This window comes from Mycolicibacterium sediminis (assembly GCF_010731735.1).
GTDB classification, from domain to species: domain Bacteria; phylum Actinomycetota; class Actinomycetes; order Mycobacteriales; family Mycobacteriaceae; genus Mycobacterium; species Mycobacterium sediminis.
In genome coordinates, this window is record NZ_AP022588.1 from 5,125,831 (window position 1) to 5,147,303 (window position 21,473).

Sequence of the window (21,473 nt, forward strand, 5' to 3'; positions counted from 1 at the left end):
TTTCGCGGACGTGACCGGCCCACAGACTAGAAACGTTGCGTGGCGAACTCGTTACACGCGCGTCACCGGCGTGATTCGGGGTACACCATCGGCATGCGTCGTCTCCCCCTGCTCGTGGCCGCGGTCCTGTTCGTCGGCGGATGTTCGAGTACGACCGAACCCGAAGAGTCGTCGTCCGCGTCGTCGTCGACCGCGACGCAGACCACGCCGACCACGACGGGTCTGCTGCCGCCGGGCGTGCCGACCGAGGGCAGCAGGCCGCCGGCGGACAACCTGCCCCCCGCCGCCGAACCGCAACGGGCTCCGGCGCTGACGGGCCCGGCGTCCGGCATGCAGGTTCCGGTGGGCGACTCACCGGAGGGCATCGTCGCCGACGAGCAGACGCGAACCGTCGCGGTCGCCAAGCGCAACCCCGACGAACTCGTCCTGATCAACGCCGACACCGGGGTCGTCACCGGTAGGACACCGCTGCCGGGCGCGGTCCGCCACCTCCAGCTCGCCAAGCCCGGTGGACCCGTGCTCGTTCCCGTCGAGAGTGCGAACGCCCTCGTCAGGGTCGATCTACCCAGCGGCCGGGCTGAGCAGCAGATCATCACGGGCACCGTCCCGCACGACGCCTCCGAGGCACCGAACGGCACGGTGTTCGTCGCCAACGAACTCGGCGGGACCACGACCGTCCTGCGCGGCGACGACATCGTCAAGGTGTTCACCGACAGCGTGCAACCGGCGGGCATGGCGCCGGTCGGCAATCTGATGGGGATGCTCGACGTCCGGAAGAACGACCTCACCGTGTACGACGCCGACAAGCTGACCATCGTCGGATCGACGCCCGCGGGTGACGGGCCGACCCACCTCGTCGCCGACAAGCACGGCCGCTACATCGCGGCCGACACCCGCGGCGACGCCGTCCGCGTGTTCAGCACCGAACCCCGCGCGCTGTCCGAGATCGCACAGCCCGGCGGCCCCTACGGCATCACCTACGATCCGGCGCGCGACATCCTCTGGGTGGCGTCGTCGGGCACCAACGAGGTCGTCGGCTACGACATGGCGACGGAGACGCCCCGCGAGGTCAAGCGCGTCGCCACCGTTCAGAACCCGTACACGGTGGCCGTGGACCCGCTCACCGGGCGACTGTTCATCGCCGGCGTCACCGCCGGCGTGGTGCAGATCGTCGATCCCGCGGCCTAGATTGGTTCCATGGGCATTCGGCATCTGATGACGGGCCGCGACGTCGCGAAGGACATCCCGGTCAGCTACGACGAACACGCGGTCGTCACCACCGGCGCGGAGCACGAGGCGGCCGGCGTCAAGGCCGTCATGGTCTCGCTGCAGCGCGGTCTGACCTCGATGGGACCGCTGCGCACCGCCGCCGCCCTGGTCCGGCTGAACCAGCGCAAGGGCTTCGACTGCCCGGGGTGCGCCTGGCCCGAGGAGCACGGCGGACGCAAGTTCGCCGAGTTCTGCGAGAACGGCGCCAAGGCCGTCGCCGAGGAGGCCACCAAGCGCGTCGTCACGCCCGACTTCTTCGCCCGCCACTCGATCGACGACCTCGCCGATCGCCCCGAGTACTGGCTCAGTCAGCAGGGCCGGATCACCCACCCGGTGATCCTGCGCGCCGGGGACGACCACTACCGACCGATCAGCTGGGATCACGCGTATCACGTGATCGCCGAGCATCTGCGGGCACTCGACAGCCCAGACGAGGCGGTGTTCTACACCTCCGGGCGGACCAGCAACGAGGCCGCGTTCGCCTACCAGCTGCTGGTGCGCAGTTTCGGCACCAACAACCTGCCGGACTGCTCCAACATGTGCCACGAGTCGTCCGGTGCGTCCCTGGTCGACTCGATCGGCATCGGCAAGGGTTCGGTGACGGTCGAGGACCTCGAATACGCCGACGTCATCCTCATCGCCGGCCAGAACCCGGGCACCAACCATCCCCGCATGCTCTCGGTGCTGGAGAAGGCCAAGGCCAACGGCGCGAAGATCATCGCGATCAACCCGCTGCCCGAGGCCGGCCTGATGCGGTTCAAGGACCCCCAGAAGGTCAACGGCGTCGTGGGCAACGGGATCGGGATCGCCGACGAGTTCGTCCAGATTCGCCTCGGCGGCGACATGGCGCTGTTCGCCGGACTCGGGCGGCTCCTGCTGGAGGCCGACGACAGGGCACCGGGCACGGTCGTCGACCGCGCCTTCGTCGCCGAACACTGTGCGAACTTCGAGGCCTACGAGGCACAAACGCGCGCGGTCGACCTCGACCTCGTCCTCGAGGCGACCGGCATCGACCGCGCCCAGCTCGACCGGCTAGCCGAGATGCTGATCACCTCGGAACGCACGATCGCCTGCTGGGCAATGGGTTTGACGCAGCACCGCCACGCCGTGCCGATGATCTCCGAACTCACCAATCTGCTGCTGATGCGCGGCATGATCGGCAAGCGCGGCGCCGGGGTCTGCCCGGTCCGTGGGCACTCCAACGTCCAGGGCGACCGGACGATGGGGATCTGGGAGCAGATGCCCGAGACGTTCCTGTCGGCGCTGGACGCCCGGTTCGGCATCGTCAGCCCCCGCAAGCACGGCATGGACACCGTCGACGCCATCCGGGCGATGCGCGACGGCCGCGCCTCGGTGTTCATGGGGATGGGCGGAAACTTCGCGCTCGCGACTCCGGACACCCACGTGACGGAGGCGGCGCTGCGCAAGTGCTCGCTCACCGTGCAGGTCTCGACGAAGCTGAACCGCAGCCACGTCGTCCACGGGACGACGGCCATCATCCTGCCGTCGCTGGGACGTACCGACAAGGACCTGCAGCAGGGCTCCAAACAGCAGGTGTCGGTGGAGGATTCGATGTCGATGGTGCATCTGTCCCGCGGCAGCCTGCAGCCACCGAGCGACCAGGTCCGCTCCGAGGTGGCGATCGTCGCCGAGCTGGCGCGAACACTGCTGGGTCCCGACCACCCCGTGCCGTGGGAGGAGATGCGGGCCGACTACGACCGCGTCCGCGACGCCATCGCGGCCGTCGTCCCCGGTTGCGACGACTACAACCGCAAGGTGCGCCAGCCCGACGGGTTCCAACTGCCGCATCCCCCACGGGATTCGCGCCTGTTCCCGACCACCACGGGCAAGGCCAATTTCGCCGTCAACCCGCTGGAGTGGATACCGGTCCCCGAGGGTCGGCTGGTGCTGCAGACGCTGCGCAGCCACGACCAGTACAACACCACGATCTACGGCCTCGACGACCGCTACCGCGGGGTCAAGGGCGGCCGCCGCGTGATCTTCGTCAACCCCGACGACGTCGTCGCGCTCGGCTTCTCCGAGGGCGACCGCGTCGACCTGGTCTCCGAATTCACCGGGGCGAGTGGTGACGTCGAGGAGCGCCGCGCCGAGGACTTCCTGATCGTGCCGTACTCGACGCCGGTCGGGAACGCGGCCGCCTACTACCCGGAGACCAACTCACTGGTGGCGCTCGACCACGTCGCCGCCCGGTCGAACACCCCGGTGTCGAAGGCCGTCACCATCCGGCTGGAAGCCCGCGCCGCCCGTGGGTAGGGTCACCGCCCGGCGCAAGGCCAGCCACCTCACCGCCGACTCGTCGACCACCAGGCCCGAGACGCTCGCCGTCGAGGAGCCGCTGGAGATCCGGCTCAACGGCAGCGCGCTCACCGTCACCATGCGTACCCCCGGCTCGGACGTCGAACTCGCACAGGGCTTCCTGCTCACCGAGGGCGTCATCGGCGGGCGAGACGACATCGCCCGCGTCGAGTACTGCCGCGGCACGGGCGATGACGGCATGAACACCTACAACGTCCTCGACGTGAGACTGACGCCCGGCGTCCCGATGCCCGACGTCGACGTCACGCGGAACTTCTACACCACCTCGTCGTGCGGCGTGTGCGGCAAGGGTTCGATCGACGCGGTGCGCACCGTGAGCCGCCACTCCCCCGGCGACGACCCGACGGTGGTGACCTCCGACGCGCTGACCGCGATGCCCGACGAGCTGCGCAGTGCACAGAAGGTGTTCGCCAGCACCGGCGGACTGCACGGCGCGGCGCTGTTCGACGCCGACGGCACCATGCTGGTCGTCCGCGAGGACATCGGCCGCCACAACGCCGTCGACAAGGTCATCGGCTGGGCGCTGGAGAACCGCCGCGTCCCGTTGACCGGAACCGTGCTGCTCGTCAGCGGGCGGGCATCCTTCGAACTGACGCAGAAGGCGGTCATGGCGGGCATCCCCGTCCTCGCGGCCGTCTCCGCCCCGTCGTCGCTCGCCGTCGACCTCGCGACGCAGGCCGGGCTGACGCTGGTGGCCTTTCTGCGCGGGCAGTCGATGAACGTCTACAGCCGACCGGACCGCGTCACGCACTGACGGCACTAGGGTGGCGCTGTGCCCGCCGACCCCCCGCTGCCGCGGCGGGCTGTCGGCGCGGTCGCCGGCCTGTTCCGCCTGCGCCCGTCGCCACCGCGCTGGCCGAACGGAGCCCGCGCCGCGATCAGCGCGGCAATCCCCATTCTCATCGGCTGGGCGGCAGGCGATCTCGGCGCGGGACTGATCGCGACGCTGGGAGCGTTCACGTGCCGATTCGGGAGCGGCAGACCCTATCGGAACCGCGATGTTCAGCTGGCCGCCATCGGCGCCGCCCTGGCCACCGCGATCACGCTCGGCGCCTGGGCTGCGCCGGTCATCTGGCTGGCGGTCGGCGTGGTCTCGGCGATCGCGGTGGTGGCGGTGTGGGTGTGCTCGGCGCTGGAGGTCGGGCCACCCGGCGCCTACGTCTTCGTGATCGTCTGTGCCGCAGGGATCGGGGTCTCGGCGTCGCACCTGCCGCCATGGCACATCGGCCTGCTCGTCCTCGCCGGCGCCGCGATCGCCTGGACCACCCAGATGGTCGGAGTGCTCGTCGACCCCCGCGGGCCGGAGAAGGCGGCCGTCTCCGCGGCCGGTGACGCGGTGGCCACGGCCATCGAGCACGCCGGGTCCGTCGATGCGGGTCTGGCGCGTGGCCGGGCGGCCGAGGCGCTCTACCGGGCGTGGACGATTCTGGTCGGTCACCAGGCTGCGACCGTGCCGACGGGTGGCACCCTCGACCGGCTGCGCCAGGCCACTCATGCTCTGCACGTGCTGTTCGCCGACGCGATGCGCGCGGCCGCGCTCGGCCTACCCGTGCCCGACGGCGCCGTCGACACCGCACGCGGGCTGGCGGCGCTGACGATCGACCCCGCGACGGTGGGGCGGCGCGACCCCGACCGCGCCGCGCTGCGTCAGCCCCGGGCACCTGAACTGCTGCGCCACGCGGTCACACCCGGCGCGCACACCCGTCGCGTGATGGTGCGCGTCGCGATCGCCGCACCGGTGGCGGGCGCGCTGGCCGCACTGGTCGGCGCCGGCCACATCTACTGGGCGATCGCGGCGGCGGTCCTCGTCCTGCACCTCGGTATGGATCGGCGGGGAACGCTGCAGCGTGGAGTCGAGCGGCTCGCCGGAACGTGGATCGGACTCGCCCTCGCGGCCGGCATCCTGCTGATCCATCCGCAGGGTGTGTGGCTGGCGCTGGTGGTCGCCGCCCTGCAGTTCGCGATCGAGACGACCGTGACGCGCAACTACGTCCTCGCGAGCATCTTCATCACGGCTGCGGCGCTGACCGTCTCGTCGGCGTCGCACCCCGTCGACGTCGGCGGCGTGCTCGTCGACCGCGGCCTCGACACGTTGATCGGCTGCTCGGTCGGCGTCGCCGTGTTCCTGCTCGCGTCCGCCCGGCAGGAGAGCGACAGGGTTCCCGCCGCGGTGGCCGACGTCCTGCGTCGGGTCGCCGTCGTCGCCGGGCATCTCGCCGGCGACGGCCCCGGCACCGTGGCCGCCCGCGAGGCGCGGCGCACCCTGCAGCGCGCCGCCATGGACCTGTCCGTCGCACGCGAGGCGGCACGTGGGGGTTCGCCTCGGCAGCGCATGGCCGCCGATCGACTCGACACGACCGTGACGGCCGCCGAGGGACTGGCCTACCTCGCGATCACGACCTGCTGGTCGGTCGACCGCGGCGGACCGGACCCCATGCGGGCCGCCGACGCCGCCGAGTACCGGGCGACCCTCGACTCGCTGGCGGATCGCGTCGCCACCGGTGAGGTGGTCGCATCGCAGCTGGCAGCGCTCGACCCGCGAATGCACTGAGGGTCGCGATCCGGAGTGGATCACGACCCTCAGTGCGTGCGAAGTGCGTCAGGCGCTCTTGTCGCGCCGTTCGCTGCGCGGAGGCTTGCGCGGGACGATCGTGGGAAGCACGTTGTCCAGCACGGTCTCCTTGGTGACGACCACCTTGGCGACGTCGTCGCGGCTGGGGATGTCGTACATCACCGGCAGCAGGACTTCCTCCATGATGGCGCGCAGGCCACGGGCGCCGGTGCCACGGTGGATGGCCTGGTCGGCGATGGCGTCGAGCGCCTCCTCGTCGAATTCCAGCTCCACGCCGTCCATCTCGAACAGCCGCGAGTACTGCTTGACCAGGGCGTTCTTGGGCTGAGAGAGAATCGTGACGAGCGATTCCTTGTCCAGGTTGGTGACCGACGCCACGACCGGCAGGCGACCGATGAACTCGGGGATCAGGCCGAACTTGATCAGATCCTCGGGCATGACCTCGGCGAAGTGGTCCTGGGTGTCGATCTCTGCCTTCGACCGAACCTCGGCACCGAAGCCCAGTCCGCGCTTGCCGACGCGGTCGGAGACGATCTTCTCCAGGCCCGCGAAGGCACCGGCCACGATGAACAACACGTTGGTCGTGTCGATCTGGATGAACTCCTGGTGCGGGTGCTTGCGTCCGCCCTGCGGGGGCACCGACGCCTGCGTGCCCTCGAGGATCTTCAGCAGCGCCTGCTGCACGCCCTCGCCGGAGACGTCGCGGGTGATCGACGGGTTCTCGCTCTTGCGGGCGATCTTGTCGACCTCGTCGATGTAGATGATGCCGGTCTCGGCGCGCTTGACGTCGTAGTCGGCGGCCTGGATGAGCTTCAGCAGGATGTTCTCGACGTCCTCGCCGACGTAACCCGCCTCGGTGAGCGCGGTGGCGTCGGCGATGGCGAACGGAACGTTGAGCATCTTGGCCAGCGTCTGGGCGAGGTAGGTCTTGCCACAGCCGGTCGGACCGAGCATCAGGATGTTGGACTTGGCCAGCTCGACGGGCTCGGCCCGCGAATCGCGTGACTTCTCCTGCGCCTGGATCCGCTTGTAGTGGTTGTAGACGGCCACCGCCAGCGTGCGCTTGGCCGTGTCCTGACCGATGACGTAGCCCTCGAGGAACTCGCGGATCTCGGCCGGTTTGGGAAGCTCGTCGAGCTTCACGTCATCGGCGTCGGCGAGTTCTTCTTCGATGATCTCGTTGCACAGGTCTATGCACTCATCGCAGATGTAGACGCCGGGGCCGGCAATGAGCTTCTTGACCTGCTTCTGACTCTTGCCGCAGAACGAGCACTTGAGCAGATCACCGCCATCTCCGATGCGAGCCATGGTCCTGGTGGCCTACTTTCTGCGATCGACGTCGATAACTGTCGTAGCTCCGAGTGTGCACCCGACGCTACCCGCTCGTTCCCGCACCGGGCGACCGATGAAGCCGAATCGCCTCGGTGATATTCGTGCGTTAGGTGGAGAACATATCCCCTGCCATGCCGCACTGCCCGTGGGACGCGCCACCGCTGAGTGGCGTGTCGTCACCGTGACCCGGCCGAGGCATGACTACCTCGTCCAACGTACTGAGCCGTCGGCCGGTCAGCGGTGATCGTCAGGCGTTCTGCGCGGAGAGCTTCCGGTACTCGAGGACGGTGTCGATGATCCCGTACTCCTTGGCCGACTCGGCGGTGAGGATCTTGTCACGGTCGGTGTCCTTGCGGACCTGCTCGGCACTCTTGCCCGTGTGGCGTGCCAGCGTGGTCTCCATCAGCGTGCGCATCCGCTCGATCTCGGCGGCCTGGATCTCCAGATCCGAGAACTGACCCTGGATGACGCCGCCGAGCGACGGCTGGTGGATCAGGATGCGGGCGTTGGGCAGAGCGAGCCGCTTGCCGGGCGTCCCCGCAGCCAGCAGCACCGCGGCGGCCGACGCCGCCTGGCCGAGGCAGACGGTCTGGATGTCGGCACGCACGTACTGCATCGTGTCGTAGATCGCCATCAGCGAGGTGAACGATCCACCGGGCGAGTTGATGTACATGGTGATGTCGCGGTCGGGGTCGAGTGACTCCAGCACCAGCAGCTGCGCCATGACGTCGTTCGCCGAGGCGTCGTCGACCTGCACGCCGAGGAAGATGATGCGTTCCTCGAACAGCTTGTTGTACGGGTTCGACTCCTTGACACCGAAGCTGGAGTGCTCGATGAACGACGGCAGGATGTAGCGGGCCTGCGGCTGGAGCCGGGGATCGGTGTGGTCGGTCATGACGTCACTCCGTTGAAGTTTGCGTGGGTGATGATGTGGTCGACGAAGCCGTACTCCAGCGCCTCCTGGGCGGTGAACCAGCGGTCGCGATCCGAATCGGCCTCGATGCGCTCGATGCTCTGACCGGTGAACTCGGCGTTGAGCCGGAACATCTCCTTCTTGATGACCGCGAACTGCTCGGCCTGAATGGCGATGTCCGCCGCGCTGCCGGTGACGCCACCGAGCGGCTGGTGCATGAGGATGCGCGCGTGCGGCAGGGCGTAGCGCTTGCCCTTGGTGCCGGCGGCGAGCAGGAACTCGCCCATCGACGCCGCCATGCCCATCGCGTAGGTCGCCACGTCGCACGGCGCGAGCACCATGGTGTCGTAGATCGCCATGCCGGCGCTGATCGACCCGCCGGGCGAGTTGATGTAGAGGTTGATGTCCTTGGTCGGATCCTCCGCCGAGAGCAGCAGGATCTGCGCGCACAGCCGGTTGGCGATGTCGTCGTCGACCTGCGACCCCAGGAAGATGATTCGTTCGGAGAGCAAACGCTCGTAGACGGAGTCGACGAGGTTGAGTCCCGACGTGCTCGAACGCATGTCAGTCACGACTGGTTACCTGCTTTCTCGAGTATTCGTACTCGGCATTCATCTTCACCGACACTAACGAATGCGCGCCGCCCGGGAGTCCCCGGAGCGGGCGCTTTCGCTCAGGGCTGCATTCGCCCGGCTGCGGTGTTACTTCGCCTCGTCCTCGCCGGCGTCCTCGGTGACGTCGTCGTCGGAGTCGTCGTCGTCGTCGGCCGAGTCGTCCGCCGCGGCGTCGACCAGCCCGGCGAGCTGGTCGGGCTTCGGTCCGAAGTACTCGGTCGTGTCGACCTCGTTGCCCTCGCTGTCGGTGACCGTCGCGCCGTGCACGACGGCGGCGATCGTCAGGCCGCGTCGGACGTCGGCGAACATCGCGGGCAGCTGGTTGTTCTGTTGCAGCACCTGCAGCAGCTGCTGCGGCTCGATGCCGTACTGCCGGGACATCAGCACGAGACGCTCGGTCAGGTCGCCCTGACCGACCTGGATGCCCAGGGAGTCGGCGACGGCGTCCATCAGCAGCTGGGTCTTGACGGCCTTCTCGGCATTGCTGCGGTTGTCGGCGTCGAACTCGTCGCGGGTGGTGCCTTCCTTCTCCAGCGCCTCGGCGAACGCGGCCTCGTCGTGATCGAGCCCGTGGACCGCGTTGTGCAGCGTGTCGTCGACCTGCGCCTGGACGATGGCCTCGGGCAGCGGTACCTCGACCTGCTCGAGCAGCGTCTCGAGCGCCTTGTCGCGGATCTGCTCGGCCTGCTGGATGCGCTTGACCCGCTCGACCTGCTCGACGAGGCTGGCCTTCAGCTCGTCGATCGTGTCGAATTCACTTGCCAGCTGGGCGAACTCGTCGTCCGGCTCCGGGAGTTCGCGCTCCTTGACGGAGTTCACCTTGACGGTCACCTCGGCCTCTTCGCCGGCATGCTCGCCTGCGACGAGCGTGGTGGTGAAGACCTTGGACTCGTCGGCCTTGAGGCCCGTGATCGCGTCGTCCAGGCCCTCGATGAGGTTGCCGGAGCCGATCTCGTGGGACAGGCCCTCGGTCTTGGCCTCCTCGACGTCCTTGCCGTCGACGGTGGCCGACAGGTCGATCGACACGAAGTCGCCGTCCTGGGCCGCGCGGTCGACGCCGGTGAGGGTGCCGAAGCGGGCACGCAGGTTCTGCAGTTCGGTGTCGACCTCGTCGTCATCGACGGAGATGGCGTCGACCTCGAACTTCAGCGCGGACAGATCGGGCAGTTCGATCTCCGGGCGGACGTCGACCTCGGCGGTGAACACGAGGTCCTCGCCGTACTCCTTGCTGGTGATGTCGATCTCCGGCTGGCCGAGCGGCTGCACCTCGGCCGAGGCGACGGCCTCGCTGTAGCGACCGGGGACGGCCTCGCCGACCACCTGGTCGAGCATCGCCTGCTTGTCGATGCGCTGCTCGAGGAGCCGCACCGGCACCTTGCCCGGACGGAAGCCGGGGAGGCGGATCTGCTTGGCCATCTCCTTGAACGCACGATCGAAGTCGGGCGCGAGTTCAGTGAAGGGCACCTCCACGTTGATGCGAACCCTGGTCGGGCTCAACTTCTCGACGGTGCTCTTCACTGCGGTACTCCTTGCATGTCGGTCCGATGACGGTGTTCTGTCGGGGTGACAGGATTTGAACCTGCGGCCTTCCGCTCCCAAAGCGGATGCGCTACCAAGCTGCGCTACACCCCGTCTCACTGTGCGGACGGAATACTACGGCCTGGACGTACGACACCTTCAATTGGATTTGCCTAGGTGGTCGCCGGTACAGTCTGCGAGGCAGCGCATGCGGGCGTAGCTCAATGGTAGAGCCCTAGTCTTCCAAACTAGCTACGCGGGTTCGATTCCCGTCGCCCGCTCCATCGCGACCAGAACGGAGTCCGCCGAACACCGGTTCGGCGGACTCCGTTTTGGTTCATCCGGTCAGATGAACCAGGAGAAGGTTCCCACCGTGAAGCACGCGGTGGAGGAGCAGTTGCCGACGTTCTTTTCGCCACCGAACAGGATCGCGAAGTTGACGCCGTTACCCAGGTTGTTGGCCGAGTTCTCGATGCCGTTCCCGATCGCCCAGACGTTGTTGAAGCCGTTGCCCTTGTTGTTGCCCACGTTGGTGTTGTTGGACCCAGCGAGGGTGGCCAGGGTCAGGCCATTCCCATAGTTGTTCACCACGTTGGTGTTGTTGGACCCCGTCAGGGTCGAGATGTTGGCGGCGAGGTTGGTGTTGCCCGGGTCGCCGAAGGTGTTGCCGTCGCCCCACTGGTTGCCGACCTCGGTGTTGCCATTGCCGTTGATGCCCACGAAGTTGTGACCGTTGCCTTCGTTGACGCCGGCGCGATCGTTCCCGGAGCCGGCAACCGACGCGTAGTTGACCCCGCCGAGGATGTTGTTCCCCGAATTCTTGTTGCCGCTTGCGACGACGGCGTGGTTGCTCGCCCACAGCGAGGGCGGCGTGCCGAAGACGCTGTTGTTGCCCGAATTGATGGTGTTGTCGCCCAGGAACGCCAGGTTGAGGCCGGTGCCGAAGTTGTTACCGGAGCCGGTGGCAAGGCCGCCCTGGGCGCTGCCGTTGCCGTTGCCGAGGGTGACGATGTTGAACCCGGAGCCGAGGTTGTTGCCGGAGTTCGCGTTGCCGCTGCCCGCGCTGACGAAGTTGATCAGCCCTTGGAGGCCGTTGGTGCCACCGACGGTGTTGCCGTTGCCGAACGTGACGGAGTTGACGCCCACGCCGTTGTTGTTGCCGACGCCGCTGTTGTCGTTGCCGATGTTGAAGCTGTTCGTGCCACCACCCGGGTTCTGGCCGCTATCGACGTTGCCGGTGCCCTGTGTGCTGGTGGGCGAGTTGGGGATGGTGGCCGCCGGGGCGACCGCGGCCCGTGAGCTACCGGTCACGGTCGGGCTTCCGGAGACCTTGGTCGACGGCCTGCCCGTCTTCGTGCCGGTCGCTCCCGTCGTGCGGTTGCCTCCGGTCGTCCCGGCCCCGGGCTGCGGGCTGAACGCGGCGACGAACTTCTTGATGGTGTCCGCCGCCGATGGCGCACCCGTCGGCTTGTCAGGAGTCTTGGCCGACGCGGCGGGCGATGCACCTGCGGTACTCCGAGGGGTGGACGATGCTCCGTCGCCATCGTGCGCGGTGTCCGCGGAGGCGACCGCCGCAGGTGCGAACGCACCGAACGCGACCGCGGCACCGACTGCAACCGCGCCCAGCACCGCGGGCCGCCGCCGACTCGGTTGTGAATGTTTGCCCATGAATTCCCCTCAGCTCCCGGGTCCACGTGTGTGTCCACGGTCACGATGAGGCTAACAGTGCATGGACCCGTCCACTACTGCCCGCCAGGCAAAAGTTCCGGCATATGCATGATCAGTTATTTGCTGCTGCGATCGCGTCGATCCCCGCTAGCTACCTCGACGAGCGCGCGCCGTTCTGCCGGGGTTGTGTCGCCACCAACATCGGAGTCTCGATAGGTGTGTGTCTATAGACATTGCCCAGGTCACACTCGGGCGCGACACTCGACTGCATGACCGATACCATCGCTGCGTCCGCCGACGCGTCGTCCACCCCGGACGCGACCACCCGCGAGATCATCGACCCCGCCACGGGCGCGGTCATCGCCACCGTGCCCGAGGAGGGTGCGGACGGCGTCGATGCCGCCGTGGCCAAGGCTCGCGCGGCCTTCGAGGGCGGACCCTGGCCCGCCCTCCCCAGGAGTGCTCGGGCCCGCCTCCTGCTGCGCATCGCCGATGCCATCGAGAACGACTCCGAGCGGCTGTACACGCTCGAGGCCCACAACAACGGGCGCCCGATCACCGAGACCCGGGCGCAACTGTCCCGCGTTCCCGAGTGGTTCCGCTACAACGCGGGTCTGCTCGCCGCGCAGCGCCTCGCGGTACTGCCGGGCGACGGCCCCTATCTGACCTACCAGCAGCGGCTTCCGCTCGGGGTGTGCGGCATCATCACGCCCTTCAATCACCCGCTCCTCATCCTCGCGCGCAGCCTGTCGGCAGCACTGGCCAACGGGAACACCGTCGTGGTCAAGCCGTCCGAGATGACGCCCCTGACCACACTGGCCCTCGCCGAGATCCTGGCCGACGCCGGACTGCCGGACGGCGTCCTCAACGTCGTCACCGGAGGCCGCCCCGCCGGCGAGCGCCTGACGCGCCATCCCGACGTCGCCAAGATCACCCTCACGGGCGGAACCGAGGCGGGCCGCGCCGCCGCATTGGCCACCGCGGCCCGATTCGCCCGCGTCACAGCAGAACTCGGCGGCAAAACCCCGGTCGTCATGTTCGACGACGTGGATCCTGGCATCGCCGCCGAGGGTGCCGCCTTCGCGGCGTTCGTCGCGGCGGGCCAGTCCTGCGTCGCGGGATCGCGCTTCCTCGTACAGCGCGGCATCTACGAACCCTTCGTCGACGCCCTGGCGGCGCGGGCCCGTGCGATCCGGGTCGGCGATCCCAGCCTGCCCGAGACCCAGATGGGCCCGTTGATCAGTGCACGGCAACGGGACAAGGTGCTCGGTCTCATCGAGACCGGCCCCGCCGAAGGCGCCCGGATCGCCGCGGGTGGCGGCGTTCCCGAACTGTCCGAACGACTTCGGGGCGGATACTTCCTGGAGCCCACCGTCATCGCGGACGCGACGATGGAGATGACCGTCGCGCAGGAGGAGATATTCGGCCCCGTCGCCGTCGTCATCCCCTTCGACACCGAGGCCGACGCCGTCGCGATGGCCAACGAGAACCGGTACGGCCTCGGCGCCGGCGTGTGGACCACCGACGTCGCCCGCGCGCACCGGGTCGCGGCGAACATCGTGGCCGGCATGGTCTGGATCAATGACCACCACCGACTCGAGCCGTCGCTGCCGTGGGGTGGGGTCAAGAAGTCGGGCACCGGCAAGGACGCGGGAACCGAGTCGTTCGACGACTTCTCCTGGATCAAGTCCATCGTCGTCCGGACCGCCGCAGACCACGTCGACTGGTACGGCGACGCCGACCAACGTCGACTCAACTGATCCACTCCCCCCAATCAGCCTCCCCTGAAGGGACTTTCACATGGTGACGCACGGCAAGCCGAGGCCCGGGGTCCGCACCCGCTGGCACCACGAGATCACCCGCACCCAGTGGCTGGTGCTGGCGGGCACCACGCTGGGCTGGGGCCTGGATGGCTTCGCGGGCAGCCTCTACGTGCTGGTCCTCGGGCCCACGATGACCGAGCTGCTCCCCCACAGCGGGGTGACGCCGACGTCCACGTCGATCGGCTTCTACGGCGGGCTGACGGTGGCGCTCTTCCTCATCGGATGGGCGACCGGCGGCATCCTGTTCGGCATCCTGGCGGACTACTTCGGCCGGACGAAGGTGCTGTCGATAGGGATCCTGACCTACGCGGTCTTCAGCGCACTCGCGGCGTTCGCCGACACCTGGTGGCAGCTCGGCATCCTGCGGTTCATCGCGGGCATGGGCTCCGGAGTGGAGGCGCCGGTCGGCGCCGCCCTGATCGCCGAGACGTGGCGCAACCGCTTCCGCGCTCGCGCCGGCGGGGTGATGATGGCCGGGTATGCAGCAGGCTTCTTCGCTGCCGCAGCGGCCTACGCCCTCCTGGGTGACCACGGGTGGCGACCCATGCTGCTCCTCGCAGGCGTACCCGCGCTGCTGGTCTGGTTCATCCGGCGCTACGTGCCCGAACCGCCCGAGATCAACGCCCACCTCCAGGCTCGGAAGGATCAAAAGGCGAAGGGAACGAACACGTCTCACGACCGGTTCGTCCTACGCCGGCTGCTCTCGCCGCCGCTGTTGCGCCCGATGGTGGTGTGCACCGCACTGGCTACCGGCGCGCTGATCTCCTTCTGGAGCGTGTCGACCTGGTACCCGCAGATCATCCGGCAGATGACGGCCGCCGCGGACCTTCCGACGGCCCTGGCGGACCATCGGGTGGCGACGGCGGCGATGGTCTTCAACGCCGGCGGCATCATCGGCTACGCCTCGTGGGGCTTTCTGGCGGACGCCGTCGGACGCCGCAAGGCATTCGCCATGAGCTTCGCGGTCTCGGCCGTGGCCATCGTGTGGGCATTCCCCTTCGATCGCGACTACGGCGAGTTCCTCGCGGCCATGCCGTTCCTGGGATTCGGACTGTTCGGCGCACTGTCGGGCACCTTCATCTACGCGCCCGAACTGTTCCCGCCGAGTGTCCGCGCCACCGCGCTCGCCGTCTGCAACAGCGTGGGTCGCTACGTCACCGCGCTCGGTCCCCTGACCGCGGGCGTCATCGCGACCTCGTGGTTCGGCGGCAACCTCGGCCTGGCGACGGCGTCGGTCGCGGCGTTCGGTCTGATCGCGGTCGTCGGCCTGGCCTTCGCGAGGGAGACCCGCGGCGAGTCCATGCCCACCGACCCCGAGGCCGTCGGAGCCGTCGCGCCCGCCGAGGAGCCGCGGTAGCCCGCCGGCCGACCGAGGGAGGGCCGCGAACGTGCGGTGGTGGCGACGAAACCGCGCTTTCGTCGCCACCACCGCACGTTCGGCGTTGGACGGTGACCGGAGGCGGCCAAAACGGTGGCCAAGCCGCCGTAACCGGCGTGCACGTGATCGCACACGTGACCAATCAATGACGTGGTCGCGTCCCTGACGTGCACTCTCGACCCGACCGTCGCTCCGGCGTTGACGCCGCCACTGCCCATCGTCGCTCGCCGCCCCAGGCAGCAGTTAACGAGTGCTGGCACCGGCAACTTCGGCGACTCGTCCTCGCGACGGCGGCGTGCTCTGATCGAGGCACGGCTGCGCCGCCCGGCGTCGCCTGCCCGCTCCGACGCCTGATCGTTCACGCGCGGTCGACCACCCACGCCGATCCCGATCGGGACACCCACTCCCCCTCGGCCGCCCGGTACGCGACATCGGTGTCAGTTCATCGGTCACACCAGCACCCGCGACGCGGAAGACTTTCTCCAACTGATTGATTGATTCAAGAGGCCGAGGGTCCGTCGGTCGACGGACACCCGCCCCGTCACGTCGCGCGGTACGAATCAGCCACCCTCGCCCTGGGCCATCCCCTGCCACGGGGCACGGCGGCACGGGTGCCATCGGCACCTGCCCTAGGAGATCGAACCGGCGGTGGTCCCGCCTGCACACGGCAGTGGGATCGCCCCCGCGGGACCAGGCGCGGGACAACCGGGCGACGATTCTGCGCTCGCACGGCGCGCCACACTCCGCCTCTTCAGCAAAGGACGTGCGCGAGAGACATAGCGTTTTCGACGACCGTGCCGGATCCGCAAGATGCGATCTTGAAACGTCTTTGATGCCACGACCTTGACAGTTGGCCGTGTTAGCTTGCCGTGAGCCGGGGAATCCAGCAAAGGAGTTGGCATGGCCAGACAGAATCGTTCGCTCGGCTCGGCTACCCGGAACGCCCGCCGGGGGCGGGGACCGAAACGACTCGTTGGGGTAGCCGCGGCCATCGGCGGAGCCGGCATCGTCCTTGCCGCGCCCGGCGTGGCGTTGCTCGCCAATCCCGCTGAGGCACAGGCGCAGCCCACGGGCGCCGCGTCGGGAATCCCCTTCATCGGGTCCGGAGCGTTCACGGCCTTCGACCCCGTCGCACTGTCGAATCCCTTCTTCGACATCGCCGGGTCGATTCCGATCCTGAACATCTTCGTCGGCAACGGTGTCGACGGCACGGCCTCGAACCCCAACGGCGGCAACGGCGGAATCTTCGCCGGCAGCGGCGGGAGGGGCTACACCCCATCCGCCGCGGACGCCGCGGCAGGCCTGAACAACGGCGGTCGCGGCGGCAGTGCGGGGTTCTTCTTCGGCAACGGAGGCAACGGCGGCGCCGGCGCACCCGGGAACGCAGCCCTCGGGCTGGCGGGCGGCAACGGCGGGAGCGGCGGGGCCGCTGCGACCTTCATCGGCAACGGCGGGGCGGGTGGCGCCGGCGGTGCGGGTGGTGTCGGCGCGAACGGCGTGAATCCCACGACGACCACCACAGCTGCGACTGGCGCTCTCGGCACGACACTCGGCGCCGCGGGCAACGGTGTGGACGGCGTCGGCCTGCAGAACGGCGGGGTGGGTGGAGCCGGCGGCGTCGGCCTCTCCAACCCGCCGGGGAACGGCTTGTTCGGCGGCAACGGTGGGAGCGGCGGCATGCTCGGCGGCAATGGCGGCGCGGGCGGCGATGGCGCACCCGGTTCAGACAACCGATTCGCCAGCAGCGGCGGCAACGGCGGGAACGCGCTGTTCGGCGGAGGCGCGGGCGGTGCCGGTGGGTCCGGCGGTGACGATCCGACGGGATCCGGCGGCTTCGGCGGCAAGGGCGGCAACGGCGCGGCGGGCGTCGACGGTCGTGATGGCACCCCGGGCGGCAACGGCGGTGCGGGCGGAGCCGGTGGCCTCGTCTTCGGGACCGGCGGTTCCGGTGGCGCCGGCGGACTGGGCGGCGGCGGCGGCGCAGGCGCGACCGGCGGTGCAGGCGGCGCCGGCGGCTCTGGCGGCGACACTGCCACTCCCGTCCTCGTCAGCGCCGGCAACGGTGGCAACGGCGGCAACGGAGCGGTCGGTGGCGCCGGCGGAAGGGGCGCAAGCGGCGGTAACGGCGGGGCGGCAGGTTCCGGCGGCTTCATTCCGGGTCTGACCAGCGCAGGGACCGGTGGCGCGGCCGGCAACGGCGGCGTAGGTGGAGCCGGGGGCTCCGGAGGTGCAGCCGGCAAGGGCGGCAGCGCGGGCCTCAACACGTCGAATCCCGCGACCAATGGCACAGCCGGGAACAACGGCACTGCCGGAGTGGGTGGCACCGGCGGCAGCGGCGGCAAGCCGGGCACCAGCGCCAACGGCACTTCCGGCACCAGCGGCGCGAACGGCGGCAGCGGCCCGTCCGGTGGCGGAAGCTCCACGGGCAGTGCGGCGGGCTGAACCCCTTGAGCACCACGTAAGCACCAACTGAACGATCGGCCTCGGCCCTGGGACGTCACGTCCGGGCCGAGGCCGTTCGCGTCACGTCACGGATTGGACACGCTCGAGTGTTGCTCGAGTGGCGGATGTGACCGCTGGGTACCACCTGGGTGATCATGATTCCCTACCCGGTGAAGGAGCGGTCGTGACGGTCAGGCGCAGTCTCGCGCTGGTTGCGGCGATGCTCGGCGTCTCGACCGCCGGCCTCCTCACCCCCGCCCCGGTCGCCGTCGCCGCCTCCGAGTGCCCCGACGTCGAAGTGGTGTTCGCCCGTGGAACCGACGAACCGCCCGGCATCGGCGTCGTCGGGCAGGCCCTGGTCGACGCGCTGCGGCCGATGGTCAAGGGCATGGAGATCCGTGCCTACGGCGTGAAGTACCCCGCGTCCTACGACTTCCTCGGCGTCGCCACCGGTGCGACCGACGCCAGCGTCCGCGTGCAGAAGGTCGCCAAGGACTGCCCGAAGACCAAGATGGTGCTTGGCGGTTACTCCCAGGGCGCAGCGGTGATGGACGTGGTCACCACCTCGCCCATCGCCGGACTCGGCTTCCGCAATCCCCTGCCGGCCGCCATGGCCGACAGGGTGAGCGCCGTGGCGGTGTTCGGCAACCCGTCGGCGCGCATCGGGCAACCGCTCACCACGCTCAGCCCGCTGTACGGCGCCAAGACCGCCGACATGTGCAACAAGGCCGACCCCATCTGTTCGCTGGGCCGGGACTTCTCGTCGCACACCAGATACGAGGAATCGGGTCTGGTGAAGGTCGCCGCACAGTGGGTCGCCAAGCACCTCAAGGCCGAGCCGGCACGGTCGTAGGCGCCGCGTCGGGCTCACCTGAGAGCGGACTCAGCGGAGGCGTCGTCTGCCCTGTTCCTGGCCTTTTGCGTCGGTAGGGTGGTCGCATGGACGTATTCCTGCTGCTCCTCATCGTCGTGGTCGTCGTCGGGATCGCCGTGGCCGTCATCGGCTCGAAGAAGGCGACGGGTGCGCGCGAGGCCACGTCGCTGGCGGACGCGAAGGCCGACGCACGTCGGCTGATCGACCGGCTCGGCGGCCAGGTGCTGAACCTGTCGGGTACCGACGACGCCTCCAAGCAGGCGCTGGCGGACGCGTCGGAGCGCTTCACCGCGGCGGGCTCCCAGATCGATCAGGCGACGACCGCCAAGCAGGCGCTACTCGCCAAGGAGAGCGCCATGGAGGGGCTGTACTACGTGCGTGCCGCCCGGGTCGCGATGAACATGGATCCCGGTCCGGAACTCGAGACGCTGTCCGGCCAGAAGTCCGCGGGCGTCGTCACCGAGGATCGCCGCGTGGAGTTCGAGGGCCGACAGATCGAGGCGTCCCCCGGACCGTCGGAGCGCACACCGAATTACTACCCGGGCGGTCGTGTCGCGGGCCGGCCCGTCCCCGCCGGTTGGTACTCCGAGCCGTGGTGGAAGCCGGCCCTGGTCGCGGGCGCCTGGGGCGTCGGCTCGGTTCTGCTGTTCAGCACGCTGTTCTCGGGCATGGGCGGCGTGAGCTACGACGCCCAGGCCTTCGAGGGCGGCTACGGCGAGGGATTCCAGGACGGCATGGACCAGGGTCAGCTCGACGGCGCGGGCGCCGACGGCGGCGGTTGGGATGGCGGCGGTGACGCCGGCGGCGACGGCGGCGGTTGGGGCGGAGGCGACCTCGGCGGCGGCGACGGCGGCGGCTGGGGTGGCGGCGACTTCGGTGGCGGCGACTTCGGCTTCTGAGGCCGTGCGCTCAGAACCGGCTCTCCAGCCTCGCTGACACGCCTGCCTCCTGCAGGTCCAATCGCTCGAGCATGGCGCGTGCGGCCTCGTCCTCGATGCGGCCTTCGTCGCGCTCGACGATCAGCGCCTCGCGTTGTGCGCGCAGGACGTCGCGGTAGAGCCGGGAGAACACCTCCGCCCGCTTGGTGGGCGCCTCGGGATCGGGCATCTCGTCGGCGTCCTGGGATTGCCGGGCGATCGCGGCGCGGATGTCGGCGAGCACCCCCGGGTCCATGCCCCTCGGAGGGTTGGCGCCGAACTCGGTGAGCACCTCGTCGGCCGCGTCGTGCACCACGCGTTCGGCCTTGAGTTCCTCCTCCCGGTCGGCGGCGTGGTCGTCGGAGAACCGCGACAGGCGGAGCTTGCGGATGAGCAGCGGGAGCGTCCAGCCCTGGATCAGCAGGGTGCCGACGCTGACGACGAAGGCCATCGCTTGGATGGTGGCCCGCTCGGGGAACGGCTCACCGGTCACGGTGGTCGCGGGGATCGCGGCGGCCGCGGCGAGCGTCACGACCCCGCGCATGCCGGTCCACGACACCACCACGTTCTCCTGCCAGGACAGCGACCGCCGGTCGACCCGCGCGCGCCATCTGCCGGGGACGCGTTCGCGGCGACGGGTGGCCGCCGATCTGCGGCCGTCGCCGTCGGGCACCGGCACGCTCAGCCGCTGCTCGACGTGCCGGAACAGCTTGTTGCGGCCGAAGATGGCGAACACCGACAGTGGGCGAATGACCAGCACGATCAGCAGCACGATCGCCGACGCGACGGCCACCTCGCCGAGTGAGTCGTTGGCCTCTCGCAGGTCCTCGAGGACGAACCGCAGGTGCAGACCGATGTAGGCGAACACGAATGCCTCGAGCAGGACGTCGACCGAGTTCCAGACGTAGCGTTCCTGCAACCGGGTCTGATAGCCCGCGCCCAGGGTGCCGTTGCCGACGACGAAGCCGGCGACCACGACGGCCAGCACGCCGGAGGCGTGGAGTTCCTCCGCGGCGATGAACGCCCCGAAGGGCACCACCAGCCCCTGCACCGTCTCGAGGCCCGGGTTCGCGAGGCGCCGTCTGATCCACAGCGTGACGTACCCGAGCACCGCACCGACGATGGGGCCGACGACGGCGCTGTACCCGAACAGCAGGAACGGGTTCTCGATGAACGTGTGGCCGCCGGCCACCTGTGCCACCGCGATCGAGAACAAGGTGAGCGCGGCCGCGTCGTTGATCAGACTCTCACCGGTGAGGATCGCCATGACCCGCTTGGGCAGCCCGAGCTTGCGGCCCACCGCCACGGCCGTCACGGCGTCCGGCGGGGCCACGATCGCGCCGAGCACCAGGGCGGTCGCGAAGGACAGCGGCACGACCACCAACCACGACGACACGGCTGCCACCACGAAGGCGCTGATGACGACGAGACCGACGCCGAGCCCGAGGATCGGCCGGATGTTGCGCAGGAACGTCGGGAACGAGAAGTTCAGCGCCGCCGAGTACAGCAGCGGCGGGAGCACGACCGTCAGCAGGATGTGCGAGTCGAGTTCGGGTGCTTCGAAGCCCGGCAGGAACGACACCGCGATGCCGATCACCACGATGATCAGTGCGGGTTCCAGCCCGCGCCGGTGGGCGATGGCAGTGACCGCTATGGCGCCGACGACGACCAGGATGAGTTCCACGGACCGATTCTCTCGTCAATCCGGCCGCACCGCTCGTGTCGGGCGGAGAATTAGTTTTTGATGTCCGTACCTCTCGACAACAAGCTGGACGGTGAAGGGACCACAAGGACTCGCACCACGACACGCCCGAGC

15 protein-coding genes and 2 tRNA genes are annotated in these 21,473 nt (G+C 69.1%); 10 read left to right on the forward strand and 7 right to left on the reverse strand.

The window, feature by feature from the left end; genetic code table 11:
* The first annotated feature begins 93 nt into the window (after positions 1-93).
* The 4 genes from G6N64_RS24425 to G6N64_RS24440 are packed head-to-tail and all read left to right on the forward strand — an operon-like array spanning position 94 to position 6,157.
* Positions 94-1,188 carry an NHL repeat-containing protein gene (locus tag G6N64_RS24425; protein WP_163800411.1) on the forward strand — a complete coding sequence of 365 codons (1,095 nt, stop codon included), beginning with the start codon at positions 94-96 and terminating at the stop codon, positions 1,186-1,188.
* Positions 1,189-1,197: 9 nt separating this feature from the next.
* Positions 1,198-3,543, forward strand: a complete 2,346-nt coding sequence (locus G6N64_RS24430) for an FdhF/YdeP family oxidoreductase (RefSeq protein WP_246230787.1) — start codon at positions 1,198-1,200, stop codon at positions 3,541-3,543.
* Complete coding sequence (gene fdhD / locus G6N64_RS24435; RefSeq protein WP_163800412.1) at positions 3,536-4,360, forward strand: formate dehydrogenase accessory sulfurtransferase FdhD; 825 nt, start codon at positions 3,536-3,538, stop codon at positions 4,358-4,360. The genes G6N64_RS24430 and fdhD overlap by 8 nt, the downstream gene beginning before the upstream one ends.
* Before the next feature lie 18 nt (positions 4,361-4,378).
* Positions 4,379-6,157 carry an FUSC family protein gene (locus G6N64_RS24440; RefSeq protein ID WP_163800413.1) on the forward strand — a complete coding sequence of 593 codons (1,779 nt, stop codon included), beginning with the start codon at positions 4,379-4,381 and terminating at the stop codon, positions 6,155-6,157.
* A gap of 48 nt (positions 6,158-6,205) precedes the next feature.
* On the opposite strand, the gene clpX is transcribed toward G6N64_RS24440, so the two are convergent.
* The 5 genes from clpX to G6N64_RS24465 all read right to left on the reverse strand — a co-directional run bounded on the left by clpX (position 6,206) and on the right by G6N64_RS24465 (position 10,669).
* Complete coding sequence (gene clpX / locus G6N64_RS24445; RefSeq protein ID WP_163800414.1) at positions 6,206-7,486, reverse strand: ATP-dependent Clp protease ATP-binding subunit ClpX; 1,281 nt, start codon at positions 7,484-7,486, stop codon at positions 6,206-6,208.
* Positions 7,487-7,757: 271 nt separating this feature from the next.
* Positions 7,758-8,405 (reverse strand): ATP-dependent Clp protease proteolytic subunit, encoded by a 648-nt coding sequence (locus G6N64_RS24450; protein ID WP_163800415.1) that lies wholly within the window; start codon positions 8,403-8,405, stop codon positions 7,758-7,760.
* Entirely contained in the window at positions 8,402-8,986 is a 585-nt protein-coding gene (locus G6N64_RS24455; protein WP_174266997.1) for an ATP-dependent Clp protease proteolytic subunit, read from the reverse strand. Before G6N64_RS24455 ends, G6N64_RS24450 begins: the two co-directional genes overlap by 4 nt.
* A gap of 138 nt (positions 8,987-9,124) precedes the next feature.
* The gene (tig, locus tag G6N64_RS24460; RefSeq protein ID WP_163800417.1) at positions 9,125-10,555 is read right to left on the reverse strand and encodes a trigger factor; all 1,431 of its coding nucleotides are present in this window, start codon (positions 10,553-10,555) and stop codon (positions 9,125-9,127) included.
* Between the two features lie 40 nt (positions 10,556-10,595).
* A tRNA-Pro gene (locus G6N64_RS24465) sits at positions 10,596-10,669 on the reverse strand.
* Between the two features lie 96 nt (positions 10,670-10,765).
* Here G6N64_RS24465 and G6N64_RS24470 point away from each other — a divergent pair.
* Positions 10,766-10,839, forward strand: a tRNA-Gly gene (locus tag G6N64_RS24470).
* A 61-nt stretch (positions 10,840-10,900) separates the two neighbouring features.
* Here G6N64_RS24470 and G6N64_RS24475 read toward each other — a convergent pair.
* Positions 10,901-12,223, reverse strand: coding sequence for a hypothetical protein (locus G6N64_RS24475; RefSeq protein ID WP_163800418.1), 1,323 nt, complete (start codon positions 12,221-12,223; stop codon positions 10,901-10,903).
* Positions 12,224-12,492: 269 nt separating this feature from the next.
* Between G6N64_RS24475 and G6N64_RS24480 the strand changes: the two genes are divergently transcribed.
* The 5 genes from G6N64_RS24480 to G6N64_RS24500 all read left to right on the forward strand — a co-directional run bounded on the left by G6N64_RS24480 (position 12,493) and on the right by G6N64_RS24500 (position 19,639).
* On the forward strand, positions 12,493-13,983 hold the full coding sequence (locus tag G6N64_RS24480) for an aldehyde dehydrogenase family protein (protein ID WP_163800419.1): 1,491 nt from the start codon (positions 12,493-12,495) through the stop codon (positions 13,981-13,983).
* Between the two features lie 40 nt (positions 13,984-14,023).
* Positions 14,024-15,403 carry an MFS transporter gene (locus tag G6N64_RS24485; protein WP_163800420.1) on the forward strand — a complete coding sequence of 460 codons (1,380 nt, stop codon included), beginning with the start codon at positions 14,024-14,026 and terminating at the stop codon, positions 15,401-15,403.
* A gap of 921 nt (positions 15,404-16,324) precedes the next feature.
* Positions 16,325-17,866, forward strand: coding sequence for a hypothetical protein (locus G6N64_RS24490; RefSeq protein ID WP_220100557.1), 1,542 nt, complete (start codon positions 16,325-16,327; stop codon positions 17,864-17,866).
* Positions 17,867-18,086: 220 nt separating this feature from the next.
* Positions 18,087-18,719 carry a cutinase family protein gene (locus G6N64_RS24495; RefSeq protein ID WP_163802090.1) on the forward strand — a complete coding sequence of 211 codons (633 nt, stop codon included), beginning with the start codon at positions 18,087-18,089 and terminating at the stop codon, positions 18,717-18,719.
* An 86-nt stretch (positions 18,720-18,805) separates the two neighbouring features.
* The gene (locus G6N64_RS24500; protein ID WP_163800421.1) at positions 18,806-19,639 is read left to right on the forward strand and encodes a DUF1542 domain-containing protein; all 834 of its coding nucleotides are present in this window, start codon (positions 18,806-18,808) and stop codon (positions 19,637-19,639) included.
* A gap of 10 nt (positions 19,640-19,649) precedes the next feature.
* On the opposite strand, the gene G6N64_RS24505 is transcribed toward G6N64_RS24500, so the two are convergent.
* Positions 19,650-21,341 (reverse strand): cation:proton antiporter, encoded by a 1,692-nt coding sequence (locus G6N64_RS24505; protein WP_163800422.1) that lies wholly within the window; start codon positions 21,339-21,341, stop codon positions 19,650-19,652.
* Positions 21,342-21,473 lie beyond the last annotated feature (132 nt).

What these genes read in the sequence shown, in the direction of transcription:
- G6N64_RS24425 (WP_163800411.1), top strand. Translation starts at nt 94, where the DNA reads ATGCGTCGTCTCCCCCTGCTCGTGGCCGCGGTCCTGTTCGTCGGCGGA.
- G6N64_RS24430 (WP_246230787.1), top strand. Translation starts at nt 1,198, where the DNA reads ATGGGCATTCGGCATCTGATGACGGGCCGCGACGTCGCGAAGGACATC.
- clpX (WP_163800414.1), bottom strand. Translation starts at nt 7,486, where the DNA reads ATGGCTCGCATCGGAGATGGCGGTGATCTGCTCAAGTGCTCGTTCTGC.
- G6N64_RS24450 (WP_163800415.1), bottom strand. Translation starts at nt 8,405, where the DNA reads ATGACCGACCACACCGATCCCCGGCTCCAGCCGCAGGCCCGCTACATC.
- G6N64_RS24455 (WP_174266997.1), bottom strand. Translation starts at nt 8,986, where the DNA reads ATGCGTTCGAGCACGTCGGGACTCAACCTCGTCGACTCCGTCTACGAG.
- G6N64_RS24475 (WP_163800418.1), bottom strand. Translation starts at nt 12,223, where the DNA reads ATGGGCAAACATTCACAACCGAGTCGGCGGCGGCCCGCGGTGCTGGGC.
- G6N64_RS24480 (WP_163800419.1), top strand. Translation starts at nt 12,493, where the DNA reads ATGACCGATACCATCGCTGCGTCCGCCGACGCGTCGTCCACCCCGGAC.
- G6N64_RS24485 (WP_163800420.1), top strand. Translation starts at nt 14,024, where the DNA reads ATGGTGACGCACGGCAAGCCGAGGCCCGGGGTCCGCACCCGCTGGCAC.
- G6N64_RS24490 (WP_220100557.1), top strand. Translation starts at nt 16,325, where the DNA reads ATGGCCAGACAGAATCGTTCGCTCGGCTCGGCTACCCGGAACGCCCGC.
- G6N64_RS24495 (WP_163802090.1), top strand. Translation starts at nt 18,087, where the DNA reads ATGCTCGGCGTCTCGACCGCCGGCCTCCTCACCCCCGCCCCGGTCGCC.
- G6N64_RS24500 (WP_163800421.1), top strand. Translation starts at nt 18,806, where the DNA reads ATGGACGTATTCCTGCTGCTCCTCATCGTCGTGGTCGTCGTCGGGATC.